General features: G+C 68.3%; 23 protein-coding genes. 5 read left to right on the forward strand and 18 right to left on the reverse strand.

Features of this window, described 5'->3' with window-relative positions; all coding sequences use genetic code 11:
- Positions 1-11: 11 nt before the first annotated feature.
- From rnc to rsmD, 6 genes are all read right to left on the reverse strand, one after another.
- A complete protein-coding gene (gene rnc, locus EEB19_RS04875) occupies positions 12-725 on the reverse strand; it encodes a ribonuclease III (protein WP_187584015.1) in 714 nt (237 codons plus the stop codon).
- 126 nt (positions 726-851) lie between these two features.
- The gene (locus EEB19_RS04880) at positions 852-1,517 is read right to left on the reverse strand and encodes a DUF177 domain-containing protein (protein ID WP_262365435.1); all 666 of its coding nucleotides are present in this window, start codon (positions 1,515-1,517) and stop codon (positions 852-854) included.
- A gap of 75 nt (positions 1,518-1,592) precedes the next feature.
- Positions 1,593-2,417: a DivIVA domain-containing protein gene (locus EEB19_RS04885; RefSeq protein ID WP_187583739.1), complete on the reverse strand. Its 825-nt coding sequence runs from the start codon at positions 2,415-2,417 to the stop codon at positions 1,593-1,595.
- Positions 2,418-2,527: 110 nt separating this feature from the next.
- Complete coding sequence (coaD, locus tag EEB19_RS04890; protein WP_187583741.1) at positions 2,528-3,016, reverse strand: pantetheine-phosphate adenylyltransferase; 489 nt, start codon at positions 3,014-3,016, stop codon at positions 2,528-2,530.
- Positions 3,017-3,052: 36 nt separating this feature from the next.
- A complete protein-coding gene (locus EEB19_RS04895) occupies positions 3,053-4,165 on the reverse strand; it encodes a nitronate monooxygenase family protein (RefSeq protein ID WP_262365436.1) in 1,113 nt (370 codons plus the stop codon).
- Positions 4,158-4,715, reverse strand: coding sequence for a 16S rRNA (guanine(966)-N(2))-methyltransferase RsmD (gene rsmD / locus EEB19_RS04900; RefSeq protein ID WP_187583744.1), 558 nt, complete (start codon positions 4,713-4,715; stop codon positions 4,158-4,160). The genes EEB19_RS04895 and rsmD overlap by 8 nt, the downstream gene beginning before the upstream one ends.
- Positions 4,716-4,904: 189 nt before the next feature.
- On the opposite strand from rsmD, the gene ectA reads away from it, so the two are divergent.
- The 4 genes from ectA (at position 4,905) to EEB19_RS04920 (ending at position 8,271) form a co-directional block, all read left to right on the forward strand.
- Positions 4,905-5,432 (forward strand): diaminobutyrate acetyltransferase, encoded by a 528-nt coding sequence (gene ectA, locus EEB19_RS04905; RefSeq protein ID WP_187583746.1) that lies wholly within the window; start codon positions 4,905-4,907, stop codon positions 5,430-5,432.
- 136 nt (positions 5,433-5,568) lie between these two features.
- Positions 5,569-6,840 carry a diaminobutyrate--2-oxoglutarate transaminase gene (ectB, locus tag EEB19_RS04910; RefSeq protein ID WP_187583748.1) on the forward strand — a complete coding sequence of 424 codons (1,272 nt, stop codon included), beginning with the start codon at positions 5,569-5,571 and terminating at the stop codon, positions 6,838-6,840.
- On the forward strand, positions 6,837-7,274 hold the full coding sequence (locus EEB19_RS04915) for an ectoine synthase (RefSeq protein WP_187583750.1): 438 nt from the start codon (positions 6,837-6,839) through the stop codon (positions 7,272-7,274). The genes ectB and EEB19_RS04915 overlap by 4 nt, the downstream gene beginning before the upstream one ends.
- A 97-nt stretch (positions 7,275-7,371) precedes the next feature.
- Complete coding sequence (locus EEB19_RS04920; protein ID WP_187583752.1) at positions 7,372-8,271, forward strand: Sir2 family NAD-dependent protein deacetylase; 900 nt, start codon at positions 7,372-7,374, stop codon at positions 8,269-8,271.
- Here EEB19_RS04920 and EEB19_RS04925 read toward each other — a convergent pair.
- The 12 genes from EEB19_RS04925 to EEB19_RS04980 all read right to left on the reverse strand — a co-directional run bounded on the left by EEB19_RS04925 (position 8,255) and on the right by EEB19_RS04980 (position 23,112).
- Positions 8,255-8,827, reverse strand: a complete 573-nt coding sequence (locus EEB19_RS04925) for a class I SAM-dependent methyltransferase (protein ID WP_187583754.1) — start codon at positions 8,825-8,827, stop codon at positions 8,255-8,257. The two genes, EEB19_RS04920 and EEB19_RS04925, sit on opposite strands and share 17 nt — an antisense overlap.
- Positions 8,828-8,864: 37 nt before the next feature.
- On the reverse strand, positions 8,865-9,980 hold the full coding sequence (gene proB, locus EEB19_RS04930) for a glutamate 5-kinase (RefSeq protein WP_187583756.1): 1,116 nt from the start codon (positions 9,978-9,980) through the stop codon (positions 8,865-8,867).
- Positions 9,977-11,449, reverse strand: coding sequence for a GTPase ObgE (obgE, locus tag EEB19_RS04935; protein WP_187583758.1), 1,473 nt, complete (start codon positions 11,447-11,449; stop codon positions 9,977-9,979). Before obgE ends, proB begins: the two co-directional genes overlap by 4 nt.
- A gap of 92 nt (positions 11,450-11,541) precedes the next feature.
- Positions 11,542-11,805 carry a 50S ribosomal protein L27 gene (gene rpmA / locus EEB19_RS04940; RefSeq protein WP_187583760.1) on the reverse strand — a complete coding sequence of 88 codons (264 nt, stop codon included), beginning with the start codon at positions 11,803-11,805 and terminating at the stop codon, positions 11,542-11,544.
- A 36-nt stretch (positions 11,806-11,841) separates the two neighbouring features.
- On the reverse strand, positions 11,842-12,153 hold the full coding sequence (gene rplU / locus EEB19_RS04945) for a 50S ribosomal protein L21 (RefSeq protein WP_187583762.1): 312 nt from the start codon (positions 12,151-12,153) through the stop codon (positions 11,842-11,844).
- 321 nt (positions 12,154-12,474) lie between these two features.
- Complete coding sequence (locus tag EEB19_RS04950) at positions 12,475-16,182, reverse strand: translation initiation factor IF-2 N-terminal domain-containing protein (RefSeq protein ID WP_187583764.1); 3,708 nt, start codon at positions 16,180-16,182, stop codon at positions 12,475-12,477.
- Positions 16,183-16,602: 420 nt separating this feature from the next.
- Entirely contained in the window at positions 16,603-17,019 is a 417-nt protein-coding gene (gene ndk / locus EEB19_RS04955; protein ID WP_187583766.1) for a nucleoside-diphosphate kinase, read from the reverse strand.
- 48 nt (positions 17,020-17,067) lie between these two features.
- Positions 17,068-17,484 (reverse strand): hypothetical protein, encoded by a 417-nt coding sequence (locus EEB19_RS04960; RefSeq protein ID WP_262365437.1) that lies wholly within the window; start codon positions 17,482-17,484, stop codon positions 17,068-17,070.
- Between the two features lie 172 nt (positions 17,485-17,656).
- On the reverse strand, positions 17,657-18,079 hold the full coding sequence (locus EEB19_RS04965; RefSeq protein ID WP_187583768.1) for a DUF4233 domain-containing protein: 423 nt from the start codon (positions 18,077-18,079) through the stop codon (positions 17,657-17,659).
- Positions 18,076-19,764 (reverse strand): folylpolyglutamate synthase/dihydrofolate synthase family protein, encoded by a 1,689-nt coding sequence (locus tag EEB19_RS04970; RefSeq protein WP_262365438.1) that lies wholly within the window; start codon positions 19,762-19,764, stop codon positions 18,076-18,078. The genes EEB19_RS04965 and EEB19_RS04970 overlap by 4 nt, the downstream gene beginning before the upstream one ends.
- Positions 19,761-22,427, reverse strand: a complete 2,667-nt coding sequence (locus EEB19_RS04975) for a valine--tRNA ligase (protein WP_187584023.1) — start codon at positions 22,425-22,427, stop codon at positions 19,761-19,763. The genes EEB19_RS04970 and EEB19_RS04975 overlap by 4 nt, the downstream gene beginning before the upstream one ends.
- Positions 22,428-22,503: 76 nt before the next feature.
- A complete protein-coding gene (locus EEB19_RS04980) occupies positions 22,504-23,112 on the reverse strand; it encodes a molybdenum cofactor guanylyltransferase (protein WP_187583769.1) in 609 nt (202 codons plus the stop codon).
- Positions 23,113-23,161: 49 nt separating this feature from the next.
- On the opposite strand from EEB19_RS04980, the gene EEB19_RS04985 reads away from it, so the two are divergent.
- The gene (locus EEB19_RS04985) at positions 23,162-25,561 is read left to right on the forward strand and encodes an FdhF/YdeP family oxidoreductase (protein WP_187583770.1); all 2,400 of its coding nucleotides are present in this window, start codon (positions 23,162-23,164) and stop codon (positions 25,559-25,561) included.
- Positions 25,562-25,606: the final 45 nt, after the last annotated feature.

Raw genomic sequence — 25,606 nt, forward strand, 5'->3', positions numbered from 1 at the left:
CGGTATCGCCGTCAGTTCGCGGCCGCGCGGTCGGTGAGCGCCTGCCAGGCCAGCGCCGCCGCCTTCTGCTCGGCTTCCTTCTTGGTACGCCCCGTGCCCTCGCCGAGATGCTCGCCGGCCACCACCGCGATCGCGGTGAACTCCTTGTTGTGGTCCGGCCCGGTCGAGGTGATCTGATAGTGCGGCGGACCGAACCCACGTTCGGCCGAGAGTTCCTGCAACGAGGTCTTCCAGTCGAGGCCGGCGCCGAGATGTCCTGCGTGCCCGATGATCTCGTCGAACAACCCCAGGATGATGCGCTTGCACTCATCCAGACCGTGAGCGAGATACAGTGCGCCGAACACGGATTCCAGGCCGTCGGCGAGGATCGAGTCCTTGTCGCGACCGCCGGTCAGCTCCTCACCTCGCCCGAGGTAGAGGTGCCTGCCGAGACCGCCGGGTCCGAGATCACGTGCGACCGCGGCCAATGCGTGCATGTTGACGACACTCGCGCGGATCTTGGCGAGTTCACCCTCGGACTTGTCGGGATAGCGCAGATACAGACGTTCGGTGATGATCACACCGAGCACGGAGTCCCCGAGGAACTCCAAGCGCTCGTTGGTGGGCAGCCCGCCGTTCTCGTACGCGTAGGACCGGTGGGTCAGTGCCAGGGTGAGCAGCTCGCCGGACAGCTCGGCCGCCAACGCGTCCAGCAGATCCCGGAACCGGTCGTCGGCGGCCGGCATCGCCGGCGTCGGCGGCCGACGGGCCTCCGTGCCGTCTCCGAGGGTCGCGCCGGGGGCGGTCTCGTCGACCGCCGGCTGCGTCGCTGCCGCGGGCCCTGTCACGCCGGATTGCTCCTTCACGTCGGTTCAGTCACCGCCCTTGTCCGGCGCTCCGGAGGACCCGTCTTCGGGAGCCGCGCCGAACTTGTCGCGCAGTGCGGCCCACCGCGGATCGATGATCTCGTGTGCGTGACCGGGTTCGGCCACGGCCAGACGGACACCGCATTCGGGACAGAGCCCCTCGCAGTCCTCCGAGCACAGTGGCGACATCGGCAACTCGAGGGCCACCGCGTCGATGATCGGCTGTTCGAGATCGAGATGATCGTCGACGACGCGATGGACGTCCTCGGCATCGGTCGTCTGCTCGGTGGCGCTGTCGGGATAGGCGAAGAGTTCGGTGAGGAACACGGTCACGGTGCCGTCGATCGGTTCGAGACACCGCGAACACTGGCCTTCTGTCTCGCCACTCACGGTGCCCGTCACGAGGACTCCCTCGCTCACGGACTCCAGACGCAGGTCGAGGTCCACGTCGGAACCCGCGGGGATGCCGATCATGTCGAGACCGATGCGGTCGGGCGCGACGACCGTGCGATGAACCTCCGACATGGTCCCGGGACGCCGGCCCAGGGACCGGACATCGAGGACGAACGGATCGCGGACGGCGCCGGTCTTGTCGGAGGTCGCGCGGGCGGGCCGACCGGGTGTTCCCCTGTCGCCCGCCGCGGCACTCCGGCTCATTGCTTGATCAGCCACAGTTGCACGATACGCCCGACCTGCGAGGTCTTCGAACGAGATCCGCTCGACGGCTGCGTGGTCGGCTCCGCAGGATCAGACGGCCAGCGGTGAGCCCTGGTCGTCGGCACGGTCACGTCCGTGACCCGCGCCGCGGGGGGCGGGCGGCTCGTCGACGCTGCGTGGGTACTCGACATAGTCGTGCATCCCGGCGCCGGTGCGCAGCTGATGGCGACCACGATTCACCGAACGCAGTGTGCCGGTGAGGATCTCCTCGAACTGGGCGAGCTTCTCGTCGACGTAGACGTCGCAGTCGCCACGCAGCCGGTCCGCTTCGGCGTGGGCCGCATCGATGATCCGTTCGGCCTCGGACTTCGCGGCCGCGACGACCTCTGCCTCCGACACCAGCCGCTGCTGTTCGGCGATGCCGTCGGCCACCGACTTGTCGTAGGTGTTGTTGGCGGAGTCGATGGTGCGCTGCGCCTCCGCGCGAGCACGTCCCGTGACCGCCTCGAATTCCCGCGCGGCGCTGGTAGAGAGCCGATGCGCCTCGGTGGTCGCGTCGTCGACGAGCTGGCGACCGTGGGTGCCTGCCTCGTCGACCATCCGGTCGGCCTGCGCCTTCGCGTCGGAGAGGATGCGGTCCGCCTCGGCACGGGCGTGGGCGATGACGGCCTCCGACTCCGAGTCGGCCTTGGTGATCACGTTCTCCGCGTGTTCGCGCGCATCGCCGACCAACGAATCACGCTGATCGAGGACGTCCTGGGCGTCGTCGAGCTCGCCCGGGATCGAATCCTTGATGTCGTCGAGGAGTTCGAGGACATCACCGCGCGGAACGACGCAGCCCGCGGTCATCGGGACGCTTCGCGCTTCCTCGACGATCGCGGCGAGTTCGTCGAGCGCTTCAAAAACCCGGTACACAGCTACCCCAATCCGGCGCTTGCCTTCGGTCTGCCACTGAAACAACTGTGACTATTGTGCCGAATGGTGTGCCTGTGACTCGTGAGGCGGCAGGGGCGTGTCGCGCGCGATCAGACCTGTCGCTCACCCGCCAGCCGTGCCAGCACGCGTTCGTGGATGTGGGCCGACAAGAACGGTTCGACGTCGCCGCCGAGCTTGGCCACCTCCTTGACCAGGGAGCTCGAGACGTGCGCGTAGCGCGGATCGGTCAGCAGGAACATTGTCTCGACGTCGGTGAGGTCGCGGTTCATCTGCGCCATCGGCACCTCGTAGTCGAAGTCGGTTCCCGAGCGCAGGCCTTTGACGATCGTGTCGATGCCCTCGGCGCGGAGGTAGTCGACGAGCAGTCCGGTCCAGCGGTCGACCCGCACGTTGGGAAGATGGGCGCAATCCTCACGGATGAGGTCGATGCGCTCGTCGACACCGAACAGGCCGTGCTTGTTCGGGTTGACGACGACGGTCACCACGAGTGAGTCGAATCGGGCGGCCGCACGCTCGACGATGTAGCGGTGGCCGACGGTGAACGGGTCGAAGGATCCGGGGAAGACGGCTGAGGTCATAGCCGAAATCTACGCGAGCGGCCGGGCCCGCCGACGTCACGGCCCGTCGATCAACTCCGCGGTCAGCCGGGCCATCAGGTCCGCGGCGGGCCCGTCGGTCACGGCACGCCAGCCGGTGCCCGCCCAGAGATTGATGCCGTCGGGGTCGTCGGCGGCGGTGGCGGCCGCACGCAGTGGCTTGGTCAGGTGATGGATGTGTGGATACAGGGCCGGTGCGTCGAGGTGACGCATGGCGAAGTCGTTGCGCAGCGACCGTGCCGAACGGCCAGAGAACGCGCGCGTGATCACGGTGTCGGTGTAGATCCGACCCAGCAGAGCGCGTCGGTGGGGTGTCGAGGTCCCGGCCTCGTCACAGCAGAGGAACGCGGTGCCCAACTGCGCGGCGGCCGCGCCGAGCGACATCATCGAGCGGATCGCCGCGCCGTCGGTGACGCCGCCCGCGGCGATGACGGGGACGTCGACGGCGGCACTGATCGTCCGCACGAGGTCGGCCGTCGGCACCCGCGGACCACCCGCGGACAGGGCCGGGTCGTCGATCCACACGCCGCGGTGACCACCCGCCTCGATCCCCTGCACGATCAGCGCGTCGGCGCCGGAGTCGATCGCCACTCCGGCCTCGGCGAGGGAGGTGACGGTGACCGCGACCGGCGCACCGACCTCCTCGTGGACACGGCCCACGACAGCAGGGCCCGGATCGCCGAACGTGACACTGACCAGCGCCGGCCGGTGTGCGGCCAGGACGGTGATCTTGTCGGCGACCTCTTCGTCGGAGTACCGCGGGTCGCCCGGCTCCGCGCCGTGGCGATCCTCGGCGGCGAGTTCGGACCGGTAGTCGGCCAGGGCTCGGGCGCGTAGTCCGGACGGATCGTCGGCGAGCGGATCCGGCCCCGACAGGAAGAGGTTGACACCGTAGGGTCGGTCGGTCCGGCCCTCGACGTCGTCGAGTAGTTCGGAAAGGGCCGCGGCGGAGAGATACCCGGCCGCGACCATCCCGAGCCCGCCCGCCGCTCCGACCTCGGCGACCAGCGCGGGTGTCGTGGGCCCGCCGGCCATCGGAGCGCAGACGATCGGGAGCGCGACGGTCAGATCGCCGATCGTCAGCGACGGTATTCCGGTGTCGACCCGATCCGGGCCGTGTCGATCAGGCACGTGCGGCCACCTCCACTCTGGTGTCTCCGTATCTCTTCTCGACCAGCACCGCCAGACCGTCGGGCCACACCGTGTCCGGTGATCGTGTCCCGCGCTCGACGATCACGATGCCCTCGGGCGCCAACCAGGTGTCGTCGGTCAACCTCGCCAGCACCGACGTCACGGCCGCGTCGTCGATGTCGTACGGCGGATCGAGGAAGACCACGTCGAACGCCGACGACGGCGCCCCGGCGAGATACGTGGCGACCGATCGCCCCACGACCGACGCACGGTCGGCGACGTCGCACGTACGGATGTTGGCCCCGATCGCACTCACGGCCCGTCGGGCGGAGTCCACGAGAACCGCGCTGCCGGCACCGCGGGACAGGGCCTCGAGCCCGAGCGCTCCCGACCCTGCATAGAGGTCGAGGACGCGTGCGTCGGTCAGGTCGGCCCGCGCCTCGACCATGTTGAAGACCGCTTCCCGGACACGATCGGATGTCGGACGGGTTCCCTCGTCGGGCACCGTCAGTCTGCGTCCCCGCAGACGGCCCGCAATGATCCTGGTCATCAGCACCCATTCTGCGTCACGATCCCGGCGCGGCGCACGGGGCCCTTTTCCCAGTTGAGTCGGGAACGCGCAACACTTTGTGAGCCACTTCACAAACACTAGCTGAACTGGGGATAAGCGGGGGTTTCGACCACCAGTTTCGGCAGCTACATGACTTCGGCGATACGCGTTGTTAACGTCGTAAACGTCATGAGCCCGTCCCAAACAAGAACGGCCCCAACAACTGTCCTCGCTGTCGATTACCGGCAGCCCACCGCAGACGATGGCGCGAGATTGTGGGAAATCGCCTCGGACTCAAAGGTTCTCGATGTCAACTCGAGTTACTCCTATGTCCTGTGGTGCCATGATTTCGCCACCACCTCGATCGTCGCCGAAGTCGATGGTCGTCCGGTCGGATTCGTCACCGGCTACCGTCGTCAGACCGATCCGTCGACCTTGATGGTCTGGCAGGTCGCCGTCGACGACGATTACCGCGGCCACGGCATCGCCGGGACCATGCTGCATCGCCTCTTCGATCGCGGTCAGCGTTCCGGTGTGGTGGCAATGCACACCACCATCAGTCCGGACAACACTGCCTCGCAGCGTCTGTTCGAGTCCGTGGCGCAGCGTCGTGGACTGCGCTTCGAACGCCGAGATCTGTTCGGCGAGGGGCAATTCCCCGATTCCCACGAGCCCGAGGACCTCTACATCCTCGAGCCGGATCTGATCGAACCGTAGACCGCGCGGCGCACACCGCGCACCATTCACAGACTTTCGACGGCACTCCCATCCGTTTCCAGGCCATCCACGTCATCGTGGGCCGACTTCGCCGTCGATTCCCATTGATCGTCACAACAGAAAAGGGGGCGTAACGATGCAACTTCTTGATCAGTCAGTCGACGATTCCATCTTCACCCAACACGAGTCCGAGGTCCGCAGCTACTGCCGCAGCTGGCCCACCGTGTTCACCCGTGCGAGCGGGTCGTACATCACCGACACATCGGGCCGCGAGTACCTCGACTTCTTCGCCGGCGCCGGATCGCTGAATTACGGCCACAACAATCCGATCATGAAGTCCGCTCTGCTGGACTACATCTCGAACGACGGCATCACCCACGGCCTGGACATGGCCACCGTCGCCAAGGGCAAGTTCATCGAGGCGTTCACGCAGAAGATCCTCGAGCCGCGCGGTCTGGACTACAAGATCCAGTTCCCCGGCCCGACCGGAACGAACGCGGTCGAGGCGGCGCTGAAGTTGGCGCGCAAGGTGACCGGTCGCGAGTCAATCATCAGCTTCACCAATGCGTTCCACGGCATGACCCTCGGATCGCTGTCGGTGACCGGTAACTCGATGAAGCGCGCCGGCGCCGGTATCCCGCTGGTGCACGCGACCCCGATGCCGTTCGACAACTATTTCGGCGGCGTCGTGGAGGACTTCGCGTGGTTCGAGCGCGTCCTCGATGACTCGGGCAGCGGACTGAATCGTCCCGCGGCCGTGATCGTCGAGACCGTGCAGGGCGAGGGCGGCGTCAACGTCGCCCGCGCGGAATGGCTTCGCGCACTGTCGGAACTGTGCCAGCGACGCGACATCCTGCTGATCGTCGACGATGTGCAGATGGGGTGCGGCCGCACCGGTGAGTTCTTCTCCTTCGAGGAGGCCGGCATCAAGCCCGACATCGTGACGCTGTCCAAGTCGATCAGCGGATACGGCCTGCCGCTCGCGCTGACCCTGTTCCGTTCGGACCTCGACGTCTGGACCCCGGGTGAGCACAACGGCACCTTCCGCGGCAACAACCCGGCGTTCGTCACCGGCGCAACGACCATCGACCACTTCTGGAGCGATGACTCGCTGACCAAGGACGTGCACGCCAAGGGCGAGCGCATCCACACGGTCTTCAGCGAGCTGTGCGAGACCTACACGGGTATTTCGACGCGAGGCCGCGGCATGGTCCAGGGCCTCGTCTTCGACGAGGCGACCGCCGCCGGCAAGGTCTGCGCCCGCGCGTTCGGTGAGGGTCTGCTCGCCGAGACGTCGGGTCCGTCCGACGAGGTGGTCAAGCTGCTGCCGCCGCTGACCATTGCCAACGAAGATCTGGATCGCGGCCTCGCGATCCTGAGCGATTCCGTCAAGGAGGTGATCGGATGATCGTCCGCACCACAGCCGAGATCACCGGAACCGACCGCGATGTCGCCGACCCGAAGGGCAACTGGGTCTCCAAGCGCATCGTCCTCGGAGGGGACCGCGTGGGGTTCTCGTTCCACGAGACGACCATCAACGCGGGCTCGGTCAACGAGTTCCACTATGCCAACCACGTCGAGGCCGTCTGGCTCGTCGAGGGCGAGGGCACGTTGCTCGACCGGGAGACCGGTGAGACCTATCCCCTGGCACCCGGGACGATGTACCTGCTGAACGGCCACGAGCGGCACACCGTCACCGCAGACACGCAGATGCGCATGCTGTGCGTCTTCAACCCGCCCGTCGTCGGCACCGAGGTCCACGACGAGAACGGCGTCTACCCGCTGGTCACGGTTCCCGAACTGACCGGCCGGCACACGCCTGAGGCGGTCACCGCAGACTGACCTGCGAAAGGTCGGATGGGAAACGGCCCGGCAGAACCTGGTTCTGCCGGGCCGTTCCATGTCTGCGCCCGACGTGAGCGTCGGTACCCTGGACGAGGTGCGTACCCGACTGCAGATCGGCTGGACCCCGGCCGAACCGACCCCGGTCGACGACGACGTCGCCGACCGGATCGAGCGAGCCCGCGGTCTGCTGGAGGGCAAGCGTGTCGTCGCGCTGACCGGCGCCGGGATCTCCACTGAATCCGGCATCCCCGACTACCGCTCGCCCGGTGCACCCGCGCGCACCCCGATGACCCTCGAGATGTTCCTGTCCTCCCCCGAGTTCCGACGCCACTACTGGGCCCGCAATCATCTCGGGTGGCGACACATGGACGCAGCGCAGCCGAACGTCGCACACCGCGCCCTCACCGAGCTCCAACGGCAGGGACGGCTCAGCGGGGTGATCACCCAGAACGTCGACATGCTGCACACCAAGGCCGGCACCCGACGCGTCCTCGAGCTCCACGGCTGTTACGGTCGCGTCCGGTGTCTGCACTGCGACTGGCGGATCTCCCGCCACCGCCTCGCTCACGAGCTCGAGGCGTTGAACGTGGACTTCGCCGCCCGTGTGCGCGGACGAGGTGCCATCGAGGTGGCCCCCGACGCCGACGCGACGGTGCAGGACACGAGCGACTTCACCATGATCGACTGCCCGCACTGCGCGGGGATCATCAAACCCGACATCGTCTACTTCGGCGAGAGCGTCCCCAAAGACACTGTGCAGCAGGCTTTTTCGATAGTCGACGAGGCTGATGCGCTACTGGTCGTCGGGTCGTCGCTGACCGTGATGAGCGGCTTGCGGTTCGCTCGCCACGCACATCGCACCGGGACGACGCTCGTCGTCGTCAATCGCGGCGCCACCCGCGCCGACGACATCGCCGATCTCAAGATCGATCACCTGGCGTCGGTGGTGCTCCCGGCACTGGCCGGCGCCGACGTGACTACCGTCCGCGCGTAACGGCACGCCAGCGTTGGTGGACGGGACCGGTGGCGACCTCGACGTCCTGGAAACCCGCGGTGCGCAACCGGTCCGCGAGATCCTCGGGGAACACCGGGTTGTACGTGTCGCCGATGTGCATGGCGCGGAATGCGCGCGAATGTCGTCCGTCACTCCCGGCGAATACCCCGCCGGGTTCGAGCATGCGCGCGGCCTCGGCGAACAATCTGTCCTGCAGCGCGACCGTCGGCACGTGGTGCAGCATCGTGAAACATACGACGGAGGAGTACGAACCGTCCGGCAGACCCGCGTCGGTCCCGTCCGCGGCGATGATGCGTGCCCGGTCTCCGAATCGGTCCGTCAGGCGTGCGGCGCTGGAGCTGTCGATCTCGATGGCGGTGAGGTGGCCGGTGCGCTCGAGCAGAGACGCCATGTTCGCGCCGTAGCCGGGCCCTATCTCGATCGTCCGGACGCCGAGCGTGACGTCGTCCAGCGTCCAGGGGACCAGTGAGCGCGATGTGTAGGCGGCCCAGGGCCGCGAGCTGCAACAGACCCGATGGAGCAGATTCATCGCCATAAGGTAAGGGTACCCTCAGTTAACGCTGGCGCCCAGATCACACGGCGACGAGGTCGTCGGCGTGGATCACCGGACGCCGCAACTCCGCGGGCAGGTCGGCCGTCGAGCGCCCCACCGCCGAGGCGATGTCGTCGGAGTCGTAGGCGACGACCCCGCGGGCACGGACGGCTCCGGCGCCGTCCACCAGCTCCACGACGTCGCCGCTGTAGAAGCGGCCGTTCACGCCGACGATCCCCGCTGCGAGCAGCGAGCGGCGCCTGCGGGCCACCGCGGTCACCGCGCCGTCGTCGAGGACCAGTTGTCCCCGCGCGTCGGCCGCGTGACGGACCCAGAACCGCCGGGCGGACAGTCGCTCATCTCGTGCGGCGAACACCGTACCCACCGACGCATCGGCGAGCGCCTGTGCGGCCTGATCGGCAGCCGCCAGCAGCACCGGGACCCCGGCGTCGGCCGAGAGTCGTGCAGCGGCCAGCTTGGACGCCATCCCGCCGGTGCCGAGCGCACCGCCGGAGCCGGCGATCACGCCGTCGAGATCCTCGGGCCCGTGGACCTCGGAGATGAGACGCGCCCGCTGTCCGTCCGCGCCGACCTTGCGCGGATCACCGTCATAGAGGCCGTCGACATCGGACAGCAGCACCAAGGCATCGGCGCCGGCCAGATGGGCCACCAGCGCGGCCAGGCGGTCGTTGTCGCCGAATCGGATCTCGGTGGTCGCGACGGTGTCGTTCTCGTTCACCACGGCCACCGCCCCGAGGGATCGCAGACGATCAAGTGTCCGTTGGGCATTCGCATGATGCGAGCGGTTCGAGATGTCGTCGGCGGTGAGCAGGACCTGACCGACGGTCCGTCCGTATCGATGGAACGACGTCCCCCACGCATGTGCCAGCGCGAGTTGGCCGACGCTCGCGGCGGCCTGTTTGGTCGCCAGGTCGGTGGGTCGGCGCCGCAAGCCCAACGGGGCGATGCCCGCCCCGATGGCGCCCGACGACACCACGATGACATCGGATCCCGCCCGCATCCGCGCCTCGAGAGCATCGGCGAGCCGGTCGAGCCGGTTCCGGTCGAGGCCTTCGTGCAGGTCGGTCAGGGCCGACGATCCGATCTTGACGACCACGCTGCGCGCGCGGGCGATCCGTTCCCGGACGTCGCTCACCGGAGGTCCTGCTCGCCGTCCTCGTCGGTGTCCGGCACGCCGCGGCGCAGCCGGCGGGCCTGCTTGCGCTCGGCCGCCCCGACGCGCTCACTGCGATCGAGCCGGATGTCGGTGCCGCGTCCCGTGATCGGGACGTCGTCGCCCATCGGGGTCATCGGCTCCCAGTCGAAACTGACCGCGCCGATCGTCACCGGCGCGCCGGGCTCGGCGCCGAGCCGGACGAGTTCGTCCTCCACTCCGAGACGGTTGAGCCGGTCGGCCAGATAGCCGACGGCCTCGTCGTTGTCGAACTGCGTCTGGGCGATCCAGCGCTCCGGACGGGTGCCGCGGACGATGAAGCCGCCGGCCACGTCGGGGTCGGGCACGACGGTGAACTCCGCCTCGTCGATCGCCTTGGGACGGATGATCTGGCGACGCGGTTGGGGCTTCGGGTGGTTCTCGCGGTACTCGGCCACCAACCGGGCGAGAGCGAACCGGAGCTCACGCAGACCCTCGTGGGAGACCGCCGAGATCCGGAAGATCGGCCAACCACGCTGCGCGAGTTCCGGTTCGACGAGGTCGGCCAGCTCTGCGGCGTCCGGCACGTCGATCTTGTTGAGGATGATCACCCGCGGTCGCGACGCGAGATCGCCGAGTCCGTGGTCGGCGTCGAGGGCCGGCCGGTAGGCAGCCAGTTCGGCCTCGAGTGCGTCGATGTCGGAGATGGGGTCGCGACCGGGCTCCAGGGTCGCGCAGTCGACCACGTGGGCCAGCACGGCGCAGCGCTCCAGATGCCGCAGGAACTCCAGTCCCAGACCCCGGCCGGTCGATGCACCGGGGATCAGTCCGGGCACGTCGGCGATCGTGAACACGTCGCCGGCGGTCTGGACGACGCCGAGGTTCGGCGCAAGCGTGGTGAACGGATAGTCGGCGATCTTCGGCTTGGCCGCGGACAACACCGACACCAGCGACGACTTGCCCGCCGACGGGAATCCCACGAGACCGACGTCGGCGACGGACTTCAGCTCCAGGACGAGGTCCCGATGCTGACCCTCCTCACCGAGCAGTGCGAACCCTGGCGCCTTGCGCGCCTTGGACGCGAGGGAGGCGTTGCCCAGTCCCCCACGTCCTCCTTGCGCCGCCTCGAAGGTCGTGCCGTCGCCGACGAGGTCGGCCAGGATGCGTCCGTTCTCGTCGAGGACGACGGTGCCGTCGGGCACCTGCAGGACCAGATCCTCGCCGTTCGCGCCGTCGCGGTTGTCACCCGCGCCGGGCTTTCCGTTCGACGCCTTGGCATGCGGGCGGAAGTGGAAGTCGAGAAGGGTGTGCACCTGGGGATCGACCACCAGTCGGACCGACCCGCCGTTGCCGCCGTTGCCGCCGTCGGGTCCGCCGAGTGGCTTGAACTTCTCTCGATGGACCGACGAGCAGCCGTGCCCGCCGTTGCCCGCCGCGACGTGAATGGTCACGCGGTCGACGAACCGGGACATCGGTACTTCCTCTCCTACGACAAACAATCAGGGCGGGCCGGGTACGTCATGACCCTTGCCCGCCCTGAGTAGAGCTGTGAACGTGCGTCCGGTCAGACCGCTGCGGTCTCCGGGACGATGTTGACCGTCTTGCGGCCACGCTTGCTGCCGAACTCCACCGCTCCGGCGGCCAGGGCGAACAGCGTGTCGTCGCCGCCGCGACCGACGTTGACGCCCGGGTGGAACTTGGTGCCGCGCTGACGGACCAGGATCTCGCCGGCGCTGACCTGCTGGCCACCGAACCGCTTCACGCCGAGGCGCTGTGCGTTGGAATCGCGACCGTTGCGCGAGCTGGACGCGCCCTTCTTGTGTGCCATCTCTGCAGTCCTCCTCAGGTACGTGCGGGAATCGAGTTACTTGATACCGGTGACCTTGAGGACCGTCAGCTTCTGACGGTGGCCCTGGCGCTTGTGGTAGCCGGTCTTGTTCTTGAACTTGTGGATACGGATCTTCGGGCCCTTGACGTGCTCGACGACCTCACCGGTCACCGAGATCTTCGCCAGCTTGTCCGCATCCGTGGTGAGGTCCGAGCCGTCGACGACCAGCGCCACCGGCAGGCTCACGCTGCTGCCCGGCTCGCTGTCGATCTTCTCGACCTTCACAATGTCGCCCTCAGCGACCTTGTACTGCTTACCGCCGGTCTTGACGATCGCGTACGTTGCCATCGAAGCTGTCCTCTTTAACTCGTCTGTCGGACCCACGATGCCGGTTGGCGCACCGTGGGTGTGTGGGTGGTGCGTGCCTGGTACGGGCCGCACTCGTTCCTCGACACGTTCGCCGGGGACTCACTACGGATCACACCAGATGCCTGCCGACGGGTTTCGCGCGTTGGTTCGGGTCCCCGACCTCGTCGGGGCATTCCGGGCACAGCGCTGACCCTCCGCGGAAGGCGACCAACCAAGATTACGGGACCGTCGACGGTCGGGTCAAACTCACCCGTACCCGGCCCCACCTGCCCGTTGGCCTGCCTGCCGACGCCGGCCGACTCACTGTTCGGCCGGAGGCGGTCCCGCCGGTCGGCCGGCGGTCCGGCGACGGGGCCGGCGCCGTACCGCGATCGTCGTCTCCGATGCCCCGTCACCGGCCACCGGGCCCGACGTGGTGACCGGTTCGGTTGGCGCCGGATCGGCGGTGGTCGTCATCACAACCGGCTCCGCGGTCACCGGCGGCGCCGCTGCCTGGCGGACGACACGTCGACGACGACGCGGCGCCGGGGCCGATCCGGTGTCTGCCGACGCAGCGACATCGGCCGGTGCGGTGCCGATCGGTGTCGTGTCGGCCTCCACCGACGACGAATCCCGCTCGGTAGGGGTCGGTTGTTCCGACTCGACGTCGGCGGCCTTCGCACCACCGTCGGCGGTCGACGTCTCGGGCGCCGGTGCCACCGAGGGCTCGTCCGGTGCCGTCGTGGACTCCTGCTCGGCGCGGGCCGCCCTGGCCTGACGCGACGCCCGACGTCTCGGCTCCCGGCGAGTTGCGCCCCGTGTCGCGGAGTCGGATGCGGAGTCGTCGCTCGACGTGTCGTCGACCTGCGTGGTGCCCTCGTCCGACGGGTTCGCACCCTGAGCCGTTCCGTCCGTGGCAGAGCCATCCGGTGCAGCTGCTACCTCGACGCCGGCTGGGGCGTCGTCGGCGTGACGCGCACCGTTGCCCTGGTCATTCGCGCGGCCCTGGTCGTTCCCGTTGCCCTGGTCGTCACCATGGTTCAGATCGTCGTCGTGGGCATGGGCGGCCATGGCCCGGAACATCGGGTGCTCGGCCGGTTTGTGGGTCGGCTTCTGCGGTTCGGTGGGTGTGTCGTTCTTCTTGCGATTGCGTCGCGACCGCTTCGAGCCGCCATCGTTCTGACCGGAATCGTCGCCGCGCACCTCCACCGGGTTCGCATGCACGATGATGCCGCGTCCGCCGCAATGTGTGCAGGTGGTCGAGAACGCCTCCAGCAGACCGGTTCCCAGACGTTTGCGCGTCATCTGCACCAGTCCGAGCGAGGTCACCTCGGACACCTGGTGGCGGGTCCGGTCCCGGGCCAGTGCCTCGGTGAGTCGCCGCAGCACCAGATCGCGGTTGGACTCGAGAACCATGTCGATGAAGTCGACGATGATCATGCCGCCGATGTCGCGCAGACGCATCTGCCGGACGATCTCCTCGGCGGCCTCGAGGTTGTTGCGGGTGACCGTCTCCTCGAGGTTGCCGCCCGACCCGGTGAACTTGCCGGTGTTGACGTCCACGACGGTCATGGCCTCGGTGTGCTCGATGATGAGCGTGCCCCCCGACGGCAGCCAGACCTTGCGGTCGAGTGCCTTGGCCAGTTGTTCGTCGATGCGGTGGACCACGAACGAGTCCGGTGCGTCGGCGTTCGCCTTCTCGAACCGCTCGACCCTCTCCATCAGGTCCGGCGCCACCGCCCCGACGTAACGCTCGACGAGATCCCACGCCTTCTGGCCTTCGACGACGAGCTTCTTGAAGTCCTCGTTGAACAGGTCGCGCACCACGCGCACCAGCAGGTCGGGCTCCTCGTAGAGAGCCGCGGGACCGGTCGAACCCGAGCCCTTCTTCGCCTTGGCGACAGCGGCGTCGATTTCCTTCCACTGTCCTTCGAGGCGTGCGATGTCGGCACCGAGATCGTCGGCGCTGACGCCCTCGGAGGCGGTCCGGATGATGACACCCGCGTCGTCGGGGACGAGTTTGCCGAGGATGCTCTTGAGTCGCTTGCGTTCCACGTCGGGGAGCTTGCGACTGATTCCGGTCGACGACCCGCCGGGTACGTACACCAGATACCGGCCGGCGAGCGAGATCTGGGTGGTCAGACGTGCACCCTTGTGGCCGACGGGATCCTTGCTGACCTGGACCAGCACGTTGTCGCCGGGTTTGAGGGCCTGCTCGATCTTGCGTGAGCCGCCGTCGAGTCCGGCTGCATCCCAGTTGACCTCGCCGGCGTAGAGCACACCGTTGCGTCCACGCCCGATGTCGACGAATGCCGCCTCCATACCGGGAAGCACGTTCTGCACCCGGCCGAGGTAGATGTTGCCGACCATCGACGACGACGTCTCGGTGGTGACGAAATGCTCGACAAGGACACCGTCCTCGAGTACCGCCACCTGCGTGTAGTCCTCCACAGGCACTGCGTGCTCATGGCCGTTCGAAGAGTTCGAGTCCACCGTGATGGCGCTGTTGGCGCTGCGTTCGCGCACCACCATCACCCGGTCGACGGCCTCGCGACGTGCGAGGAACTCCGACTCGCTCAGGATGGGTGGCCGGCGACGGCCGGCGTCACGGCCGTCGCGGCGGCGCTGACGTTTCGCCTCGAGCCGCGTCGATCCCGAGATCCCCTGGACCTCGTCGCGCGCCCGCTTGCTGCGCGGTTCGCGTTCGTGCACCACCGTGTTCGGCGGGTCGTCGGGCGAGCTGTCGTCGGCGTCCGAGCCACCCTTGCGGCGACGGCGACGGCGACGGCGCTTCGACGACGACTGATCGCCGTCGTCGCCGGACTGGTCGTCCGCGTCGTCCGAGGAGTCCCCGTCGCCGGAGTCCTCCGCGGCGTCCGCGTCCTCGGTCGAGTCGCGATCGTCGTCCTTGTCGCGGTCCTTGCCCTTGGACTTCTTGGTCTTCTTCCCGGACGGGCGGGTCGACTTGTCGTCGTCCGAGTCTGCCTCATCACCGTCGTCGGACCCGGTCGACGAGTCGTCGCCGTTCTCCGCCTGGTCGCCGCGGCCCCGACCGCGCCCGCGACGCCCCCGCCGCCGGCGACGCGAGCTCCGATCGCCGTCGCCGTTCGCGTCGTCGTCGGACGACTCGGTGCCCGACGACTCGGTGTCGGCATCGGTCTGCCCCGCCCCTGCGCGGGTGGATTCCGTGCGGGTGGAGTCGCCACCCCCGGATCGCGAGCCGCCGGTGGTCCCGGCGTCGCCCTGATCCGTGTCGGCCTTCGCCCGGGCGGGGCGCTTGGGTGCCTCCACCGATTGCGGCGAGAGGAACAGCGGCTGCGCGGCCACCGGTTCCGCGGCGGACGGGATCGGATAGTGCTGATGATCGTCGGCCGCCGAGAACAGGGTGGGCGGTTCACGGTCCGCAGGACGTTCCCGGGGCGCGTCACCGGTCGCTTCTGTGGTTTCTGTGGCTTCTGCGTCGTCGGTGGACGCGGCCGGCGGAACCGGGGAGTCGGCGGTGATGTCCGCGGTCGTGTCGGCGGCGGGTTCGTCGGCGGGTTCGTCGACGACGGCGCTGGACTCATCGGACACCGGGGACTGGGCGGCGACAGCTCCCGCGGCCGCCGGTTCCGCCGATGTGGTTTCTACGGTTGCGGGCTCTTGGGTTGCGGGTTCCTCGGTTGCAGGTTCCGCGGGCGCCGCCGGCTCCTCGGCCGACGCGGCCTCCGGCGCCGATGTCACCGCGGGCTCCTCGGCCGCGGCCTCCTGCGTCCCGGCGCGGTCGGCGGCATCGTCGGTCGCCTCGAGGGCCGCCTCGTCCACCTCGACGTGTGAGCGCACACGGTCGGCGACCGCCTGCGCGGTCTCCCGGTCGATGCTGGATTGGGGGCTGCGTGTCGCCACGCCCAGTTCGGCCAGATGCGCGAGCACTTGACGGCTGGTCAGGCCCAATGTCCTGGCCAGAGCGTGCACACGAAGTCTGCTGGGAAATTCTTCCGCCGGTTCTGATGCTGCGTTCGCGTCAGTCGGCGACCCGTTGTCGGTCACTCAATCTCCTCGAGCCCCCGGGCGCGTCGGGCTGACGCGGCCACGCGAGGGCTTCACTCTGTGTCCCGGTCACGGCGGACCGGTGTTGTGTGGTCTTCGCGCCTTCTCGGCGACTCGAAAAGCTCTGGTCGCGAGGGGCGCCTTGCGTTGTCGATGACCTCATCCGGTCGGCGTCTTCCACACCATCGCGGCGTGGACGTCATGCCCACTGTCCGGGCTGCCGGGGCAGGTCGAACCGCGTTGGGGAGGACACCGTGATCGGGGTGACCGATTCCGGAGGCGTCATCCGGCTGCCGGAGACAAAGTGTGCCGCCGACAACTGTGCAAGTATCCCACACGACGACGCGTTCCCCGCACAGTACGCACGTTTGGGGCGTGCGCGACCGTACGGGGAACGGTGTGAGACGGGGTGCTACGGCGTCAGACGCCCAGCTCAGGGAACCACAAGGCGATCTCGCGTTCGGCAGACTCCGGCGAGTCCGATCCGTGCACCAGGTTGTTCTGCGTGCTCAGCGCGAAGTCACCACGGATGGTGCCCGGCACCGCCTTCTCCACCGGATCGGTACCACCGGCGATCTGGCGGAAGGCAGCGACGGCCCGCGGGCCCTCGAGCACGGCCGCCACGAGCGGACCCGAGGTGATGAACTCCAGGAGCGACGGGTAGAAGGGCTTGCCCTCGTGCTCGGCATAGTGACCGCGGGCGACCTCGTCGCTGACGGTCTTCAGCTCCAGCGCCACCAGCGCCAGGCCCTTGCGTTCGATCCGGGCGAGGATGTCGCCGACCAGCGAGCGGGCGACACCGTCGGGCTTGATGAGTACGAGAGTGCGTTCAGTCACGAGCACACCTTAGCGAGTCACGCGCGGTCACGATCGCGGAGCAGGCGCTCACGGGCAGTACTTGCCGACGACCGGGAAGAAGCCGTAGTTGAACAGGTTGCCCGACCGGGAGCGCGGGTCCACGACGATCTGCACGCAGCCGCCGGGGGCGGCCAGAGCGCTCTGCAGCGCGATGTCGAACTGGGCGGCGAGGGCGAGATTCGCCGGCCGGTACTGCTGCGGCACCGGGAGCGACGCGATGGCCTCGGGAGCATTCATCGTGGCGGCGCGTTGGGTCACCGCGTGGGTCGCAATGTAGCTGTACTCACCGTCACTCGTCGGCACCGGGGCACCGGCAACGGGGAGCTGCGACGGTTCGACCGCAGGTTCGGCGGTTGCGGCGCCCGCGGCCAGCGACGAGCCGATCACGGTCAGCGCGAGAGCGGCGGTGGCCCAGGGGCGGCGAAGGCACGAGATGACAGACAAGCGGTTCCTCACGTCACGGGGATGTACTCCAGAGCGCAGGCATCATGCAGGTGAGCCCGGCAGCGACATTCTCACAGTCGGACCGAGCCGAAAGCGAGGGCTCGGGGGTCACAGTCCGGCATCAGCTGTTGCAGGACACGAACCGTGGGTGGCCGTTGCCGAAACCGCCAGGTCAGTCAGTCCCGGCCGCGTCGTCATCGGTGATCGGTTCCTGCCCGGGGAGCATGCCCTTGGAGATCCGGACCTCGACGTCGTGCTTGATGTAGGCGATGTACACCCACACGCACAAGAAGATGACACCGATGACCGCGACGGACCAGTGCAGGAGGCCACCGGCGATGACCAGGATCTGCAGTCCGATGTCGAGCCGCATCGCGTAGGGGCGGCCCTGCAGGCCGGCGGCCAGGATGTGGGCGAGCACGACCAGACCCAGGTATCCCCCCGACAACCAGGTGAGGCCGGAACCGATGTTGGCGACGATCGGGAAGGCCAGACCCAGGACGATGACCTCGAGGATCAACGTGCCGGCCATGACGCCGCGCAAGCCCTTCCACGGATCGGTGGTCGGCGGGCTGTAGCGAACCGGTTCGCTCATGTGGGCTCCTTGCCGAACAGGGTGCGGGCGGCTCCTGCGGTGACCACCGATCCGGTGATCACCACGCCGGCCCCCGAGACGGGTTCGCCGTCGGACTGTTCGGCGGCGCCGATCGCTGTCTCCACCGCGTCGGGGAGGAAGGGCTTGACGGTCACCCGGTCCTCGCCGAAGACGGGTCGCGCGATCTCGGCCAGCGCCTCGGTGTCGAGTGCGCGCGGCGACCCGTTGTTGGTCAGCACGATCTCGTCGAACACCGGCTCGACGGCCTCCAGGAACCCTTCGGCGTCCTTGTCCCCCAGCATGCCGATCACGCCCACGAGTCGGCGGAAGTCGAACTCCTCGGTCAGCGCCTGCGCCAGGGCGGCCCCACCGTGCGGGTTGTGGGCGGCGTCGATGAAGACGGTCGGCGCACTGCGCACCCGTTCGAGGCGCCCCGGACTCGACACGGAGGCGAAGCCGGCCCGGACGGCCTCGACGTCGAGTTGACGATCGGCTCCCGCACCGAAGAACGCCTCCACCGCCGCGAGCGCGAGCACGGCGTTGGACGCCTGGTGGGCCCCGTGCAGTGGGAGGTAGATCTCGTCGTACACGCCGCCGAGTCCCTGGAGCCGGAGCATCTGACCCCCGACCGCGGTCACCGACTCGAGCACGGCGAACTCCGAATCCTGGCGCGCCACAATGGTGTCCGACTCAACAGTCTGGCGCAGTAGCACGTCCATCACCTCTGGCTCCTGCACCGCGATGATGGTGACCGGGTCGGTCACGACGAGATCGTCGGCGTTCGCCTTCTTGATGATCCCGGCCTTCTCCGACGCGATCGCACCGAGCGTGTCACCGAGGTAGTCGGCGTGGTCCATCGCGATCGGGGTGATCACGGCGACGGTGGCGTCGACGACGTTGGTGGCGTCCCAGCGACCGCCCATCCCCGTCTCCACCACCGCGACGTCCACCGGCGCCTCGGCGAACACCGCATACGACATCGCGATGAGCACTTCGAACTTGCTCATCCGCGGTCCGCCGGACGCGGTCGACGAGTCATCCACCATCGTGATGAAGGGTTCGAGCTCGCGATAGGTGTCGATATAGGTGCGGGCACTGATCGGCCGACCGTCCACCGAGATCCGTTCGGTGACCCGCTGCAGATGCGGGCTGGTGATGCGACCCGTCCGGCGGTGCAGGGCGGTGAGCAACGCGTCGACCATCCGCGAGACCGACGTCTTGCCGTTGGTCCCGGCGATGTGGATCGCGGGGTACCCGTGCTGAGGCGACCCGAGCAGGTACATGAGCGCCGCGATGCGCGTCAGGGACGGTTCGATCCGGGTCTCGGGCCATCGGGTGTCGAGCTCGGCCTCGAGTTCGGCGAGTTCGGCGAGGCTGGCGGCGTCATCGCGAGTAGCCGCCGTCGACGACGATGCCGTGTCGTCGGCGGGCGAGCCGCCGAGGTCTCCGTCGTCAGCGGCGTCGCCGTACCCCTCCTCCTCGGTGACATCGTCGGCGTAGAGGTCATCGGGGGCACCGCCACGACCGGCGAGCAGCGACCCGAGGTCGGTGGGCAGCGGCGCGGCGCCGAGCGGATCGACGTCGAACTCGTCGCGGTCCACGGGATCGTCGCCGAGATGATCCCGATCGAGGGCGTCGACGTCCTCGTCGTCCGCACTACCGTGACCGGTGTCGCGCCGGCTCACGAGCCGCTCAGTGCGTTGAGGGCGGCGCCGAGCCGTTCGACCTCCTCGGTGGCCACCTGCTGCCGATCGCGGATCTTCGCGACGACGTGGTCGGGCGCCTTGGACAGGAACTGCTCGTTGCCGAGTTTGGCTGTGGTGCCGGACAATTCCTTCTCCGCGGCGGCGAGGTCCTTGGCGAGGCGTTTGCGCTCCGCCTCCACGTCGACGGTGCCCGAGGTGTCGATGCGGACGGTCACCGTCGCCGACGACAACCGCACGTCGATGGTCGCGGTCGCCGCGAACGACTCGCCGGCCGGTTCGAGTCGCGCCAGCGAGTCGAGGTAGGCGCGTGACGGCGCCAGACCGGCAACGTCGAGTCCGTCGATCTCCGCCTCGACCCGCTGCCCGGGTTTGAGCCCCTGGTCGCTGCGGAATCGGCGGACCTCGGTGATGAGACGCTGCAGGTCGCCGATGTGCTGTGCGGCCTCCGGATCGGCGGTCGCATCGCCGCGCCGCGGCCAGTCGGCCACCACCACCGACTCCTTCCCCGTCAGGGCGGTCCACAGCACCTCGGTGACGAACGGCATCACCGGATGCAGCAGGCGCAGCAGGGCGTCGAGGACGGTCCCGAGCACCAGCGAGGTCGACTGCGACCGGGCCTCGTCGTTCTCGGCGTACTGGACCTTCGCCAGCTCCAGGTACCAGTCGCAGACCTCGTCCCAGGCGAAGTGATACAACGCCTCGCAGGCCTTGGAGAACTCGTACGCCTCATATCCGGCGTCGGCGTCGGCCAGGACCTCGTCCAGGCGATCCAGAATCCAGCGATCCGCCTCGGTGAGCGCGGCGCGATCCGGCAACTCCCCCGCTCCCGGCACCACAGCACCATTCATCATCGCGAACTTGGTCGCATTGAAGAGCTTCGTGGCGAAGTTGCGCGACGACTGGGCATGATCCTCGCCGACCGAGATGTCGCTGCCCGGGTTGGCTCCGCGCGCGAGAGTGAAGCGCAGGGCGTCGGCCCCGAACCGCTCCACCCAGTCCAACGGGTCGATGCCGTTGCCCTTGGACTTCGACATCTTGCGCCCGTGCTCGTCGCGGACCAGGCCGTGCAGGAACAGATTGTGGAACGGCACCTTCTTGTCGCCGCCGGACCCGTCCTCGCCGAACTGGGGCGCGACGTAGGTGCCGAACATCATCATCCGGGCCACCCAGAAGAACAGGATGTCGTAGCCGGTCACGAGGACCGACGTGGGATAGAACGTCGCCAGGTCATCGGTCTTGTCGGGCCAGCCGAGAGTGGAGAAGGGCCACAGCCCGGACGAGAACCAGGTGTCGAGGACGTCGGTCTCCTGCAGGTAGCCCTCGGGGATCTCGTCATCGGGTCCGGCGCAGACGATCTCGCCGTCGGGCCCGTACCAGATCGGGATCCGGTGGCCCCACCACAGCTGACGTGAGATACACCAGTCGTACATGTTGTCGACCCAACCGAACCAGCGCGGCTCCATCGACGCCGGGTGGATCACGGTGTCGCCGTGACGAACCGCGTCGCCCGCGGCCTTGGCAAGAGATTCGACCTTGACCCACCACTGCATCGACAGCCGGGGTTCGATCGGCTCACCGGTGCGCTCGGAGTGGCCGACGCTGTGCAGGTACGGACGCACCTCCTTGACGATGCGCCCCTGCTCCGCCAGCGCCTCGCGGACCTTGGCCCGGGCCTCGAACCGGTCCATCCCGTCGAACTGCGTACCGGTGTCGGCGATGCGCGCCTCGTCGTCCATGATCGTCGGCATGGGCAAATCGTGGCGCTGGCCGATCGCGAAGTCGTTCGGATCGTGCGCCGGGGTGATCTTGACTGCGCCACTGCCGAATTCAGGATCGACGTAGTCGTCGGCGATCACCGGGATCAGTCGGTCGACGAACGGATGCGCGAGTTCGGTCCCGATCAGGTGGGCGTAGCGCTCGTCCTCGGGGTGGACGGCGATGGCGGTGTCACCGAGCATCGTCTCCAGCCGGGTGGTCGCGACGACGATGTGGGGCTCGGAGTCGTCGAGACTGCCGTAGCGGAAGCTGACCAGTTCCCCCTCGACGTCGGCGTAGCTGACCTCGATGTCGCTGATCGCGGTCTTGAGGACCGGCGACCAGTTGACCAGCCGTTCGGCCCGATAGATCAGACCGTCGTCGTACATCTGCTTGAACACGGTCTGCACCGCGCGGGACAGGCCGTCGTCCATGGTGAATCGCTCACGCGACCAGTCGACGCCGTCGCCGAGCCGGCGCATCTGCGTGCCGATGTTGTCGCCGATCTCCGCCTTCTCCACCCAGACGCGTTCGATGAACGCCTCGCGGCCGAGGTCGTCGCGGGTGAGTCCCTCGGCGGCCAGCTTGCGCTCGACCATCGTCTGCATGGCGATCGCCGCGTGATCCATTCCGGGCAGCCAGAGCACCTCGTAACCCTGCATGCGCCGCCGACGCGACAGCGCGTCCATCAGGACGTGCTCATAGGCGTGGCCCATGTGCAGCGAGCCGTTCACGTTGGGCGGCGGGATCACGATCGAGAACGGGGGCTTGTCGCTGGACGCGTCGGCCGTGAAGTATCCGGCGTCCACCCAGCCCTGATAGAGCCGGGACTCGTGCTCGGCGGGATCCCAGGACTTGGGCAGCTCGCGGGTGGGGTCGGGTGTCATCACCCCACAATCTTAGGGAACGGGCCGGGCCCGACTGCAGCCCGGACGCCTTTGCCGACACACGCCCCGCACGCGCTCAGACGCGCAGACGATGCACGTCCTCCGGCGCGTTGACGTTCGTGAGCCAGTCGATGTCGCTGACGGCCACCCGGTGGGTGGTCAGTGCGTCGAGCGCGGCGAGCATCCGCCGTTCCCCGGAGGCGGTCAGGTCCGCGATGACGGCGGCCGCATCGGTCCGATAGACCCCGGCCATCGGATGGTCACGGTGGGCATCGGTCGCGATGACCGCCTGCGTCGACTCCGTGACACCGCGCAGCAGCTCGTCGATGAGATCCGGGGTGATCAGCGGCATGTCGGTGGCGCAGACGAACGCCCACCGCGCCCCCGCCTCGGCCGCCCGCGACAACCCGACGGCGAGACCGCCGAGGGGCCCGGTTCCCGGCGCCTCGTCGGTGACCCAGCGGGCCTCCGGGCCGCCGGAACCGAACAGCGAGCGATATGCCGCCGACTCCTCGGGTGCGACGACGAACACCGGTTGGCACCGTTCGCCCACCACCCGCACGACCCGGGCGAGCATCGGTTCGCCCTCCCAGTCCAATGCCGCCTTGTCCTGCCCCATCCGCCGAGAGCGACCGCCCGCGAGCACGATTCCCGCCACCTGCTGACCTGCATCCTGTTGCGCCATGGGAACCAGTCTCTGTGAAGGCTGCGGCATCTGGGGGCAAGATGGGGATATGAGTTCTGTGCAACCGGGCGACGACACACCCATCTCCGAGCCCGACGACGTCCACGTCGGTCATGTGAAGGAGTACGCGGCCGGTGTCCCGGCGGTCGCGGTCGCGCTGGCGCGTGGGATGGAACAGATGGGCCCACTACGGACGGCACGCACCCTGAGCAAGCTCAATCAGCGCAACGGTTTCGACTGCCCCGGTTGTGCGTGGCCCGAGACGCCCGGTCACCGCAAGCATGCCGAGTTCTGCGAGAACGGCGCCAAGGCAGTCGCCGAGGAGGCGACCCGACGGCGGGTGACGCCGGAGTTCTTCGCCACGCACTCGGTCGCCGACCTGCGGGAGCGCTCCGGCTACTGGCTGTCGCAGCAGGGTCGGCTGACCCACCCGGTCTACCTGGCACCCGGCGACACCCACTACCGACCCGTCACGTGGGCGCAGGCAGACCGGATCATCGCCGACGAGTTCGCCGCGATGTCGACCCCGGACGAGGCGGTCTTCTACACGTCGGGACGGACGAGCAACGAGGCGGCGTTCGTCTACCAGTTGTTCGCGCGCAGCGTCGGCACCAACAATCTCCCGGACTGCTCCAACATGTGTCACGAGTCCTCCGGTGCGGCCCTGGGCGCCTCGATCGGCATCGGCAAGGGGTCGGTCACCGTGCCTGATCTGGAGGCCGCCGACCTGATCATCATCGCGGGCCAGAATCCGGGGACCAACCATCCGCGGATGCTCTCCACGCTGGAGAAGGCCAAGCACAACGGCGCCCGGATCGTCGCGATCAATCCGCTGCCCGAGGCGGGCCTGATGCGGTTCAAGGACCCGCAGAAGATCGGCGGTGTCGTCGGGCACGGCGTCAAACTCACCGACGAGTTCTTGCAGATCCGGCTCGGCGGCGACATGGCGCTGTTCCGCGGTGTCGCCCGCCTGCTGCTCGATGCCGAACGGTCCGCGCCGGGAAGCGTCTTCGACGCGGAGTTCCTCGAGGAGCGCTGCGCCGGCGTCGACGACTATCTCCGACTCCTCGACGACGTCGACTTCGACGAGATCCTCGCCGCGACGGGACTCACCTATGAGGCGATCTCCGACCTCGCCGACGCGGTGGCCCGTTCCGAGCGGATCGTGCTGTGCTGGGCGATGGGGCTGACGCAGCATCGGCACTCGGTGGCCACCATCGGCGAGGGCACCAACGTGCTGCTCCTGCGTGGCATGATCGGCAAGCCGGGCGCCGGATTGTGCCCGGTGCGTGGCCATTCCAATGTCCAGGGCGATCGCACCATGGGCATCTTCGAGAAGATGCCCGAGTGGTTCCTCGCCGCCCAGGACGCCGAGTTCGGGATCGTCAGTCCACGTGAACACGGCTACGACACCGTCGCCTCGATCGGCGCGATGGGGCGGGGCGAGGTCCGCCTGTTCGTCGCGATGGGCGGCAATTTCGTCGCCGCGGCGCCCGACACGGAGGCCACGCGCAGTGCATTGGCACGGTGTGCCCTGACCGTGCAGATCAGCACCAAACTGAACGAGTCGCACGTCGCGACCGGCCGTGCGGCACTGATCCTGCCCACTTTGGGACGCACCGACAAGGACGTGATCGGCGGTGTGGCGCAGCAGGTCTCGGTCGAGGATTCGATGTCGGTGGTCCACCTCTCGCGCGGGTCGCTGCCGCCTGCGTCGTCGGAGTTGCGCAGTGAGGTCGCGATCGTCTGTGACCTCGCCACTGCCGTGCTCGGCGACGACCACGCCGTGCCATGGCAGCGGCTTCGCGGCGACTACGACGCGATCCGGGACCACATCTCGCGGGTGATCCCCGGTTTCGAGGATTTCAACATCCGGGTGCGGATGTCCGACGGGTTCGTCCTGCCGCATCCGCCGCGCGATCTCCGGGAGTTCACCACCCCGAACAAACGCGCGAACTTCGCGGCCAATCCGCTGGAGTGGGTGGACGTGCCCGAGGGCCGGCTGATCCTGCAGACGCTCCGCAGCCATGATCAGTACAACACGACTATCTACGGCCACGACGATCGTTACCGAGGCATCAAGGGCAATCGGCGGGTCATCATGATGAACCCCGACGACATCGCCGCCTTCGGCCTGCGCGCCGGGCAGCAGGTCGACATCGTCTCCGAGTTCACCGGCGCCGGGAGCGAAGCGAGCGGGCCGAATGACACCGGCGCCGGGAGCGAAGCGAGCGGGCCGAATGACACCGGCGCCGGGAGCGAAGCGAGCGGGCTGCAGGAGCGACGGGTGAGCGGATTCGAGATCGTCGAGTACTCGACGCCTCGCGGAAACGCCGCCGCGTACTACCCGGAGACGAACCCGCTGGTGCCGCTGGGGTCGGTGGCGAAGGGTTCCAACACACCGGTGTCGAAGGCCGTCGTGATCCGACTGGAGCCGGCAACGACGTAGCGACGAAAGCCCGGACAGGTCAGACGAGAATCCCGGCCACACCGA

The organism is Gordonia sp. OPL2, from assembly GCF_003797825.1.
Classification (GTDB): Bacteria; Actinomycetota; Actinomycetes; order Mycobacteriales; family Mycobacteriaceae; genus Gordonia.